This window comes from Rhodococcus sp. T7 (genome assembly GCF_009872365.1).
GTDB lineage: Bacteria > Actinomycetota > Actinomycetes > Mycobacteriales > Mycobacteriaceae > Rhodococcus_F.
In genome coordinates, this window is record NZ_WXYH01000391.1 from 57,004 (window position 1) to 57,577 (window position 574).

Here is a 574-nt window from a genome sequence, read left to right on the forward strand (position 1 = left end):
CTGGAGGTCGTCGATGGCGATCGCGTATTCGCTCGCCGCGAGCTGATCGACGGGATCGGGCTGCGTGCGGACCACCCGCGGTGGCTGGCCCGTGTGGTCGTCCTCGAGTCTTCGCTCGTGTGGCCGAACGCGTCGTGGGCGGCGGGAACAGTCAACTTCACCGACGCGTCCCTGCCACCTTCCCGCTTGGTGGGAGCCGACGGTGGGGTGCAGATGACTGGCGGCGAGGACCTGTGGGACACGATCGTGCCCGAGGACTTCTGGGATCCCCGCTGGGTGCTCGGGGACGAGGAACCCGGCGACGGCGTGCAGTGCCTCGCCGAGCACGACGACGTGGGTCTGGTGGTCGCGCCCGACTTATACGAGCCGGAACCGATTGCGCCGCGCGAGGTCGTCGTCGATCCGCCGACGCTGTGCGGACCGGACTTTGCTGCCCATGTCGAGACACCCGAGCCGGCACCGCCCGAGCCGCCCGCATCTCCGGGGCTGACTGGTCTTGCCCTCGATCCCCGCGACCCGTCTGATCTTGCCCGCATCGTCGAGAACCAGGGCGAGCTTGTCGCCTACGCGGACA

General features: G+C 69.3%; 1 protein-coding gene. It reads left to right on the forward strand.

From position 1 onward, the window contains the following. A partial coding sequence (locus MLGJGCBP_RS50085) for a hypothetical protein (protein ID WP_201453185.1) occupies positions 1-574 on the forward strand: 574 nt, incomplete at both ends.